The following is a 10,720-nucleotide window of genomic DNA, read 5'->3' as shown; positions in this document are numbered from 1 at the left end:
TGCGTAGTCTTCGCGCTCCATGTCGACGAGCGTCTTGCCCGACACCACCGGCCAGGACTCGACAGCGGCGGCCGTGCGCGCACCGCGCTCCGGATCGACGACGTACAGGCCATCCGGCTCGACCGGCGCGCGCGTCGTCGTGCAGCGCGTGAGGTCGGCGGCGACCCCGGTCTCCTTAAGTAAGGCCCGTTCGAATTTTCGCAAGGCGATCGGCGCCGGTTCCCCGTGCGCCAGTTCGTTCAACGTGGCGACGTAGTGATTGAACAATGCGGGATGCGGATCGTCGCGCGCCAGCAGTTTCACAAGCAATTCGTTCAGATAAAAGCCGCATAGCAACGCGGTCTTTTCCAGCGGCAGCATGCCGCCGACCCATTCCGCGTCGATCAGGGTGYGCAGTTCGGATTTGCCGGAAAACGATACGGACAGCGGTTGAAAGGTCTGCAGCACGCCGCGCAGCTTGGAGGTCGGCCGCTTGGCGCCCTTCGCGACGACGCCGATGCGGCCCTGGTCGCGCGTGAACAGGTCGACGATGAGGCTCGTTTCCTTGTACGGATAGCTGTGCAGCACGAAACCGGGCTGGCCGGCAATCCGGTGGCCGACGACTCGGCCCTCGCGCGCGGGCGCGCGACGCTTGGCGCTGGCCTGCGCCGCATGTGGGACATGCGGCGCGGCTGCATGCGCGTCCTGGTCGTTATCGATGAGTGCGTCGTCGCGGCTGGGCATGCAGGCTATCTTACCGGCTTTACTCGTAGCCGTAAGCGCGCAGGCCGGCCTCGTTATCGGCCCAGCCCGATTTCACCTTGACCCAGATTTCCAGATAGACAGGACCACCGAACAGTTTTTCCATGTCGAGGCGGGACTGCGTGGAAATTTCTTTCAGGCGCGCGCCCTTGTTACCGATGATCATGGACTTGTGGGTGTCGCGCTCGACGAGGATGGCGGCGAAGATGCGGCGCAAATTGCCTTCCTGCTGAAACTGTTCGATGAGCACGGTGCTCGTGTACGGCAGCTCATCGCCCAGCAGGCGGAACACTTTTTCGCGCACGATCTCGGCCGCGAGGAATTTCTCGCTGCGGTCCGTGATGTCGTCCGGGCCGAAGATCGGTGGATTTTCCGGCAGGTGGCGCTTGATCTCGCCTTCCAGCGCATCGACCTGGAAGCGGTGCTTCGCGGACACGGGCACGACGGCGGTGAAGTCGCGCAGGGCGGCGATCTTCGCCGCGAACGGCATCAGCTCGGCCTTGTCCTTCATGCGGTCGGACTTGTTGATGACGAGGATGACGGGGACGTTCTTCGGCAACAGGTCCAGCACCTGCTGGTCGGCCGGGCCGAAGGTACCGGCCTCGACCAGGAACAGGATCACGTCCGACGCCGTCAGCGTATTCGACACGGTCTTGTTCAGCGTCTTGTTCAGTGCGTTCGCGTGGCGCGTCTGGAAGCCCGGCGTGTCGACGTAGATGAATTGCGCGTCGTCGCGGGTCTGGATGCCCGTGATGCGGTGGCGCGTCGTCTGCGCCTTGCGCGACGTGATCGACACCTTGGCACCGATCAGCACGTTCATCAGCGTGGACTTGCCCACGTTCGGACGGCCGACGATGGCGATGTAGCCGCAGCGGAAGCCTGCCGGTGCGCCGTCTTCGGCGCCGTCCTCGGAATTGTCGGCGGGATTGGTCTCGATGTTCATGCTGGGGTATTTCCTGACTGGTGTTGCTGTTGTTGTTTCTGCTGGGAAGCCGGCTCGTCGGCCTGCACGGATAGCTCGCTCTGGTCGGTGGCGATGCCGGCGAGCTTCAGCTGGGCCGAGCGCTGGCGCGACTTGCGCGCGGTCGCCGGGCTTTTCTGCAACAGCTGCTCGGCCGTTTCCAGCGCCAGCCGCGCGGCCGCCTGCTCGCCGGCGCGGYGGCTGCCGCCGCGGCCAAAGACCTGGATGCCCAGCTTCGGCACGAGGCATTCGATCTCGAATTCCTGGCTGTGTGCCGCGCCGTGCGTGGCGACGACGTTGTACGTGGGCAGAGAGATTTTTTTGCTCTGCAGGAATTCCTGCAGCAATGTCTTGGCATCCTTGCCGAGCGTGCGCGGGTCGACGGAATCCAGCAGCGGGATGTAGAACGCGCGGATCACGTCGCGCGCGGCGTCGAAACCGTTGTCGAGGAAGATAGCGCCGAGTAAAGCCTCGAGCGTGTCGGCCAGGATCGACGGTCGGCGGAAACCGCCGGATTTCAGCTCGCCCTCGCCCAGCCGCAGGAATTGCGACAACTCCAGCTTCTGGGCGATCTCGAACAGCGATTGCTGCTTGACGAGGTTGGCGCGCAGGCGCGACAGATCGCCCTCGGCCAGGTCTTTGAAACGTTCGTACAGGATGGAAGCGACGACGCAGTTCAGGATCGAGTCGCCCAGGAATTCCAGGCGCTCGTTATGCAGACTGCTGTGGCTACGGTGGGTCAGCGCCTGCTGCAGCAGGCCGGGATCCCGGAACGTGTAACCCAGGCGAGTTTGCAATAACTGAAGATTCATTGTCGTACCAATCTAGTGGGCCGGCGCCGCGCGCCGATCCCACCGCGCGCCCTCCCGGCTGTATTACTTCGTTCCGGCCTTGGCCGCGACCACGCCGCTCGGGTCGGTGGTGCCGGCAAAGTCGAACAACAGGCTGACGTTACCCGCCAGCGGGACCCGCTTCTCGTATGCGAAGCTGATTTCCGTAGTGCCACTGTCGCGCGTGATCACGAGGTCGCGCCCGGAAATCGCGCTGACGTCGTTGACGCCGGCATTCTTGTCGAACGCCTGCTGGATCTCGCGCACGCTGCCGCTGCCCGCCTCGGCCTTCGCCTTGACGATCGAGTCCTTGACGGCACGGTATTCGAAAAAGGCCGGTACCGACTTGATCGCCACGAGCGCCACGGCGCCCAGCACGACCAGCACAACGATCAGGCCCGACAACGAGACGCCGCTTTCGGCGCCGATCCGATACCGCTTGCTACCCTTCATACCACCCTCCGCTTCGGCTTTAGGACTCGCCCAAAACCTGCTGCGCGTTGCATATTTGGTTTGCGATGCTCCGCGGCGGCGGACCGGCTGTACTTTCGTACAGCTGCGCTTCTCGACCAAATCTGCTGCCGCTCGCGACGGTTTTAGACGTGTCCTTTTAGTGGATACCGCCGATGCGCTTCAGGTTGCTGAAGTTCATCCAAACAAACACAGCCTTGCCGACGATGTTCTGGTCCGGCACGAAGCCCCAGTAGCGGCTGTCTGCGCTGTTGTCGCGGTTATCGCCCATCATGAAATAATTGCCCTCCGGTACGATACAGGTAAATCTATCGTAGGAATAGGTACAATTTTCGTGATGCGGGAATTCCTCCACGGCGCTCAGGTTGAGCGTACGCGCGCCGTCCATGTTCAGGATGCGGTGCGGGACGTTCGGCAGCTTTTCCAGGAATTGCTTGTGGTACACCGGGCGCTCGTCGTCCAGGTAATCGTCCATCGGCACGTACTCGACCGGCTGGCCGTTAACGGTCAGGCGCTTGTTCTCGTAAGTGATTCTATCACCCGGCACGCCGATCACGCGCTTGATGTAATCCTGGCTCGGATCCTTCGGGTATTTGAACACCATGACGTCGCCGCGTTGCGGATTCCCCACTTCGATGATTTTCTTGTTAATCACCGGCAGGCGGATGCCGTAGTCGAACTTGTTCACGAGGATCAGGTCGCCCACGAGCAACGTCGGCACCATCGACGACGACGGGATCTTGAACGGCTCGAACAGGAACGACCGCAGCACGAACACGAGCGCGATCACGGGGAAGAAGCTGCCGGAATACTCGACCCACGTCGGCTGGCGCAGGATCGAGGCCTCCAGCACGGCGCGGTTGCCGTTGTCCAGCTTGATGCCGTCGGCCGTCAGCTTGGCGTGGCGCGCATCGTACTCGGCCAGCGCGGCGTCAGCCCTGGCGCGGCGCTGCTGCGCGAGGACGAACACATCCAGGCACCAGATGACACCCGTCACCACCATGGCGACGAACAAGATCAATGCAAAGTTCCCAAGAATCGGTTGCAGATTCATCGCTGTGTTTCTTCCCTTACTTTTCTTCGACCTGGAGGATGGCGAGGAAAGCTTCCTGCGGGATCTCCACCGAGCCCACCTGCTTCATCCTCTTCTTGCCGGCCTTTTGTTTCTCGAGCAGTTTCTTCTTGCGCGTGATGTCGCCGCCATAGCACTTGGCCAGCACGTTCTTGCGCATCGCCTTGACGTTTTCGCGCGAGATGATCGTGGCGCCGATCGCGGCCTGGATGGCCACGTCGAACATCTGGCGCGGGATCAGTTCGCGCATCTTGGCCGCGACCTGGCGGCCGCGGTAGGCGGCGTTGGCGCGGTGCACGATGATGGCGAGGGCGTCGACCTTCTCGCCGTTGATCAGCATGTCGACCTTGACCACGTCCGCCGCGCGGTATTCCTTGAACTCGTAGTCCATCGATGCATAGCCGCGCGACGTGGATTTCAAACGGTCGAAGAAGTCCAGCACGATCTCGGCCATCGGGATCTCGTACACGAGTTTCWCCTGGCGGCCGTGGTAGCTCATGTCCATCTGCACGCCGCGCTTGCTCGTGCACAGCGTGATGACGGCGCCGACATATTCCTGCGGCATGTACAGGTTGACCGTGACGATCGGCTCGCGCACCTCGTCGATCTTCGACACTTCCGGCATCTTGGACGGGTTGTCGACCTTGATCATCGTCCCGTCGCGCATCATGACCTCGTACACGACGGTCGGCGCCGTCGTGATCAGGTCCTGGTCGAATTCACGTTCCAGGCGTTCCTGCACGACGTCCATGTGCAGCAGGCCCAGGAAGCCGCAGCGGAAGCCGAAGCCCAGCGCCTGCGACACTTCCGGCTCGAACTGCAGGGCGGCGTCGTTCAGCTTCAGCTTTTCCAGCGAGTCGCGCAGCGCGTCGTACTGGTTTGCTTCCACCGGGAACAGGCCGGCGAACACCTGCGGCTGGACTTCCTTGAAGCCCGGCAGCGGTTCGGGCGCCGGACGCGACGACAGCGTGACCGTGTCGCCCACCTTGGCGGCCGTCAGCTCCTTGATGCCGGCGATAATGAAGCCCACCTGGCCGGCGGTCAGCTGGCTCAGCTGCACGGAACGCGGGGTGAACACCCCGACCTGCTCCACCAGTTGCTGGGAACCGGTCGACATCAAGAGGATCTTGTCCTTCGGACGCAGCGTGCCGTTCTTCACGCGCACCAGCATCACGACGCCCACGTAGCTGTCGTACCACGAGTCGACGATCAGCGCCTGCAGCGGCGCGTCCGGATCGCCTTCCGGCGGCGGCACTTTCGCGATCAGCGTTTCCAGCACGTCTTCCACGCCCAGGCCGGTCTTGGCCGAGCACGTGGTGGCGTCGGACGCGTCGAGGCCGATGACGTCCTCGATCTCCTGCCTGGCGTTGTCCGGATCGGCGTGCGGCAAGTCGATCTTGTTCAGGATGGGGACCACTTCCACGCCCAGGTCCAGCGCCGTGTAGCAGTTGGCGACGGTCTGCGCTTCCACGCCCTGCGACGCATCGACGACGAGCAGCGCGCCTTCGCAGGCGGACAGCGAGCGCGACACTTCGTAGCTGAAGTCGACGTGACCCGGGGTGTCGATCAGGTTCAGGTTATAGGTCTGGCCGTCGCGTGCCTTGTATTGCAGCGCCGCGGTCTGGGCCTTGATGGTGATGCCGCGCTCGCGCTCCAGGTCCATCGAGTCGAGCACCTGCTCGTCCATTTCACGTTCCGACAGGCCGCCGCACAACTGGATGATGCGGTCCGCCAGCGTCGATTTGCCGTGATCGATGTGGGCGATGATGGAAAAGTTACGTATGTTTTTCATTAACAAACTCAAAACCAAAAAGAGCGGCACGCGGCCAGCCGGCACGGATGAGCCCCGCCGGCACAATACGAAAAAAGCGCCGCGTCAGGGGGACGGAAGTTCCCCGGGCGAGCGCCTTATCGAGCGCACAGCGCGGCATGTAACCGCCGCGGGCGCCCGCAAGCTGGCCATTTTACCGGATTTCGAGCCAGAAAGCCCGGTTTCCGAGGAGGAGGACTTTCGGCTTTACTTTCCAATCGTTAAGTTTTCGATGGAAGCGCCGTTAAAGGGCCATCGGCGAACCACCGCCCTTTACCCGCCCGACCATGATCCATACGTCCGATCCGCAGCAGTGGCACGCGCAGCTGGCCCGGCCTGTCCAGGACCGCATCCTGCCCCTGCCCGACGAGGTGCGCGAATTCGTGCACCAGGTAAACATGGCGACCGGGGGTCGATGCCATCCCCTCCTCTCGCACGCCGGACGCCGCGCTGCGGACCGACCTGCGGTCCGCGCTGGCGGGCATGCCGGCCGCCGTGCTGGACCTTGTGGACCCGCTGCTGCTGGGCGTCTGCGTGGGCCGCGGGCTGGGATCGTCGGGCGCGACGGACATCGTGGCGGACCCCGTCGACGGCCGCGTCCTCGGCTGCATCGTGCTGCTCGACATGGATCTGATGGACGCGCAGACAGCCAACGCCTGGGCCACCTGGAAGGAAAACCTGCCGTTCGGCGGCCCCGGCTTTGCGCTGACGGCGACCATCGCGGCGCGGCACGAAGACACGCGCGCCGGCGCCCTGCAATTCCTGCTGCTGCACGAGTTCGGCCACGTCGTGACGGCCGGCGGGACGTTCCTGCCGCGCTGGTGGGAACCGGTGCCGGCCGCGTATTTCCCCTTCCTCGACCTGAGCTGGCGCATCGATGAGAAGGGACGCTACGCCCCCTGGCACGATTCGGATTTCGAACTGCGCGGCGTCGTCGATTTCTATGGCGTCAACAAGCTGCACAGCGACGCCATCGTCAGCGCCTACGCCGGCCTGGAAGGCAGCGATTTCCCCAGCCTGTACGGCGCGACGAATCCATACGACGACTTCGCGGAATGCTTCGCCAGCTATGTGCACGGCGAACTGCTGGGCCGTCCGTACGCGCTGCGCGTCGACTACGACGGCGTGCCGCAGGCGGCGCTGGCCAGCTTGTGGGCCAGCCCCCGCAGCGACGCCAAGCGGGCGTTCATGCGTGCACTGCTGGGCGAAGCGCCGGCGCCGGCGGCCGCCAACGAGGCCGTCGCCAACGACGCCCATGCACTGGAGGCGGCGTAATTACGATGCAGGCGGCGGCGCCGAGGCGTGCCGGCGTGATGATGGATGGCGGGATTGCGACAGGCGGCGGCCGGCCCGCAGCACGGCATCGACGAGCGCATCGACGTCGGCCGGGCCGGTGCGGTGGTTAACGATGGCGGCGCGGATCGCGTAGCGGCCATCGAGCGTGGTCGCCGACGGGGCCACGCGGCCTTCGTCGTACAGTGCCAGCACGATCTCGCGGTTAACGCTCTCGGCCTCAGGGCAGACGTAGCGGAAGCACACGATGTTCAGCGTGACGGGTGCAGCCAGTTCCAGTTCCGGCTCGGCCGCGATGCGCTGCGCGAGCCTGCGCGCCTGCGCGCACGTGGCCGAGATCGAGCGGCCGATGGCGTCCGCGCCGTACACCTGGAACGTGAGCCAGGTCTTCAGGGCACGGAAACCCCGCGACAGGTCGGGACCGAGGTCGCACGGCCAGGCCGTGCCTGCCGCCAGGCCCCGCCCCGCGCGCTGCAGGTAGGCGGCCGGCGCCGCGAAAGAGTCCAGCATGCGCTCGCCGTCACGCGCGAGGAAGTAGCCGGCGTCGTAAGGCACCTGCCCCCATTTGTGGAAATCGAACGCGATCGAATCGGCCCGTGCGATGCCGTCGAGCAGCGGCGCGACGTCCGGCGCCAGCATGCCGAGCGCCGCGTACGCGCCATCGACGTGCAGCCACAGCGATTGCGCGTGCGCGACATCGGCCAGTGCCGCCAGCGGGTCGATGGCACCCGTGTTCACGGTGCCCGCGCTGGCCACGACAAGGAAAGGCCGCAGGCCGGCGCGGCGGTCCGCCTCGACCTGGGCCGCAAGGTCGGCGAGGTCCATGCGGCCGGCGGCGTCCGCGCGCACGCCGCGCAACGCATCCGTGCCGAAGCCCGCCATGTCCATCGCCTTCGCGATGCAGCCATGCGCTTCCGTCGACGCATAGGCGCGCAGGTCGCCGTGGCCGGCCAGTCCGTGCGCACGCACGTCGCGCCCGAGCGCGCGCGTACGCGCGACGACGACGCCCATGAAGTTGGCCATCGAAGTGCCGGTGACGAACACGCCGCGCGCATCGGGCGGAAACGCAAACAGCTCCGTCATCCAGGCCGACACCTGACGCTCGACCTCGACGGGCGCCTGGTTGCGGCCGCCGACGTTGGCGTTCAGGGCGCCGGCGATCATCTCCGCGAGCATGCCCACCGGCGTGCCGGCGCCGTGCACCCAGCCCATGAAGCCGGGGTGAGGATTACCGACGGTGTAGGGCATGACATTGTCCTGCAAACTGCGATAGGCGTCGGGCAGCGAGCCGGGCGCGCGCGGCAATGAGGTGCGCAAGCCCTCGCGCGCGGCCGGCGGCATCTCCTGCCACACGGGCCGTGCGCGGATGCCTTGCAGGTGATCGAACATATCGTCCAGCATCCGGTGCCCGAGGGCCCGGATGGCCGTCCAGTCGTCGGGGTCGAGCGTAGCGTCGGTGCCGTCAGCCATTGCGTCCTCCTGGAAGCCATGGCGCCGATTATCGCAGGTCGCGGGCCCGGCCGGTCAACGAAACATCACGAGAATGGCCGGCCAGATGGGAAGCTGGCACGACCTGCCTAGGCTGCGGCGGAATGCAGGCCGAGGTGGTGTCGCAACGCCGCCTCGTCGAGGAAGTAATGGCACAGCTCGGGGCCGGCCGGGTCGCCGTACAGCACGGGCACCAGTTCGTCGAAGCGGGCCACGAGGGACGGATCGGCGTCGACGTCGACCACGTCCACCGTGTACGCGAGCCGCTGGCGGGCCATGAACGCCTGCAGCGCCGTCAGCATGTCCTCGCACAGGTGGCAATACGAGCGCGAGTATAAGGTGAAACGCGGCGCGAAACGCGGGCTGGCGTTCATGGGCGCGGCCGGATGACGAGGTAGCGTGAGACGCTGTCGCGCCGCACCAGCAGGGCCACCGGCTTCTTGGCGTCGAGCTTCGCGACGAGCCCGTTGAACTGGCTCGCGCTCGTGATCTCGACATTGTTCATCTGCTGGATCACGTCGCCCTGGCGGATGCCGGCCGACGCGGCGCGCCCTTCCGCGAACTCGACGAGCACGCCGGCTTCCGTCTTGAGGTCGCGCTTTTGTGCAGCGGACAGGTCGGACACGTGCAGACCCAGCGCGTTCGGCGCCTGGTCCGGCGCAGGTTTCTTCGGCGTCGCTTTCGCCGTCGGCGATTTTTCTTCCTGCAGCTCGACGATGGTCACGGGCAGCTCGATCTGGCTGCCGCGGCGCCACACGGTGACGGTCGCGCGGCTGCCGACGGCGCTGCCGCCGACGAGGCGCGGCAGGTCGGAGCTGCGGTCGATGTCCTTGCCGTTGAATTTCAGGATGATGTCGCCGACCTTGACGCCGGCCTTGTCGGCGGGGCCGCCCGGCTCGACCATCGCGACCTCGGCGCCGCGCGCGCGGCCCAGGCCCAGCGATTCCGCGACGTCCGTCGTGACCTCGCTGATCTGCACGCCGAGACGCCCGCGCGTGACCTTGCCCGTCTTGCGGATCTGGTCGGTCACGCGCATGACCTCATCGATCGGCACGGCGAACGAGATACCGTTGAAGGCGCCGGACAGGGTCGCGATCTGCGAATTGATGCCGATGACTTCGCCGCGCATATTGATCAGCGGACCACCCGAGTTGCCGGGGTTGACGGCCACGTCGCTCTGGATCAGGGGCAGGTACTCGCCCGTGTCGCGCGCCTTCGCGGAAATGATGCCGGCCGTGACCGTGTTCTCGAGGTTGAAGGGCGAACCGATGGCGATCACCCATTCCCCCACGCGGATCTTGCTGGAATCGCCGATACGCACGCTGGGCAGGTTGCGCGCTTCCACTTTCAGCAGGGCCACGTCGCTGCGCGTGTCGGAGCCCAGCACCTTGGCCTTGAATTCGCGCCGGTCCGTCAACGTGACGACGACTTCGTCCGCCCCTTCCACGACGTGGGCATTGGTCAGCACAAACCCGTCGTCCGAGATGACGAAACCGGAGCCGACGCCGCGCTGCACGCGCTCTTCCTGCGGCTGGCCGCCCGGGGCGCCGCGGCGCCCGCGCGGGACGGCCTGGCCGCCGAAGAAACGGCGCAGGAATTCCTGCATCTCCTCATCCGGTCCGCCCTGGTCGAGGCGGACGCGCTCGGTGGTGCGGATGTTCACGACGGCCGGGCCGACCTTGTCGACGAGGTCGGCGAAATCGGGCAGGCCGGTGACGGCCGGGACGGCGACGGGTGCGGCCGCGACGGCCGCCGGAGAGGACATCAGACTCGCGCCCGCAAAGACGAGGGCGGACAGGATCGCGCTTCCAGTTTTGCTTGTCATAGGATCGGTAAGGTCTGTGCTTGAATGGTTGTAATGGTAAGACAAAAGAGCATTGTTGTCGCGCTGGCACGCCCATGGCGAACGGGGGCGAACGGGGGCGAACGGCGGGGAGCCGCATGCCGGCGGCGGCCGGCCGGGACGATCATGCGTCTGCGAGTCCGGCCGGCGTGGACGGACGTGGGCCCCGGCAGCACGGCCGGCGGAAGGCGCGGCCAGAGCGGCTCAGCCC

Annotated in this window: 10 protein-coding genes; 1 reads left to right on the top strand and 9 read right to left on the bottom strand. The window is 65.7% G+C overall.

What is annotated here, in order from left to right:
- The 6 genes from recO to lepA form a co-directional block, all read right to left on the bottom strand.
- A partial coding sequence (gene recO, locus AC1DYX_RS22150; RefSeq protein WP_477262838.1) for a DNA repair protein RecO occupies positions 1 to 723 on the bottom strand: 723 nt, incomplete at its 3' end.
- 19 nt (positions 724 to 742) lie between these two features.
- Positions 743 to 1,684 (bottom strand): GTPase Era, encoded by a 942-nt coding sequence (gene era / locus AC1DYX_RS22145; RefSeq protein WP_477262836.1) that lies wholly within the window; start codon positions 1,682 to 1,684, stop codon positions 743 to 745.
- Complete coding sequence (gene rnc, locus AC1DYX_RS22140; RefSeq protein ID WP_477262834.1) at positions 1,681 to 2,514, bottom strand: ribonuclease III; 834 nt, start codon at positions 2,512 to 2,514, stop codon at positions 1,681 to 1,683. Before rnc ends, era begins: the two co-directional genes overlap by 4 nt.
- 63 nt (positions 2,515 to 2,577) lie before the next feature.
- Entirely contained in the window at positions 2,578 to 2,985 is a 408-nt protein-coding gene (locus tag AC1DYX_RS22135; protein ID WP_477262832.1) for a DUF4845 domain-containing protein, read from the bottom strand.
- A gap of 157 nt (positions 2,986 to 3,142) precedes the next feature.
- Positions 3,143 to 4,057, bottom strand: a complete 915-nt coding sequence (gene lepB, locus AC1DYX_RS22130) for a signal peptidase I (RefSeq protein ID WP_477262830.1) — start codon at positions 4,055 to 4,057, stop codon at positions 3,143 to 3,145.
- A gap of 16 nt (positions 4,058 to 4,073) precedes the next feature.
- Positions 4,074 to 5,867, bottom strand: a complete 1,794-nt coding sequence (gene lepA / locus AC1DYX_RS22125; protein ID WP_477262828.1) for a translation elongation factor 4 — start codon at positions 5,865 to 5,867, stop codon at positions 4,074 to 4,076.
- 513 nt (positions 5,868 to 6,380) lie between these two features.
- On the opposite strand from lepA, the gene AC1DYX_RS22120 reads away from it, so the two are divergent.
- The gene (locus tag AC1DYX_RS22120; protein ID WP_477262826.1) at positions 6,381 to 7,160 is read left to right on the top strand and encodes a hypothetical protein; all 780 of its coding nucleotides are present in this window, start codon (positions 6,381 to 6,383) and stop codon (positions 7,158 to 7,160) included.
- Here the strand turns inward: AC1DYX_RS22120 and AC1DYX_RS22115 are convergent, their stop codons facing one another.
- The 3 genes from AC1DYX_RS22115 to AC1DYX_RS22105 form a co-directional block, all read right to left on the bottom strand.
- Positions 7,161 to 8,648: a pyridoxal phosphate-dependent decarboxylase family protein gene (locus tag AC1DYX_RS22115; RefSeq protein ID WP_477262824.1), complete on the bottom strand. Its 1,488-nt coding sequence runs from the start codon at positions 8,646 to 8,648 to the stop codon at positions 7,161 to 7,163.
- 107 nt (positions 8,649 to 8,755) lie between these two features.
- Positions 8,756 to 9,040, bottom strand: a complete 285-nt coding sequence (locus AC1DYX_RS22110; protein ID WP_477262823.1) for a glutaredoxin family protein — start codon at positions 9,038 to 9,040, stop codon at positions 8,756 to 8,758.
- Positions 9,037 to 10,491 (bottom strand): DegQ family serine endoprotease, encoded by a 1,455-nt coding sequence (locus tag AC1DYX_RS22105; protein ID WP_477262821.1) that lies wholly within the window; start codon positions 10,489 to 10,491, stop codon positions 9,037 to 9,039. The genes AC1DYX_RS22110 and AC1DYX_RS22105 overlap by 4 nt, the downstream gene beginning before the upstream one ends.
- Positions 10,492 to 10,720: the final 229 nt, after the last annotated feature.

It is taken from the genome of Massilia sp. P2_C2 (genome assembly GCF_056404615.1).
The sequence above is the reverse complement of the archived record's forward strand: the minus strand, read 5'-3'. Positions and strand labels throughout refer to the sequence as shown.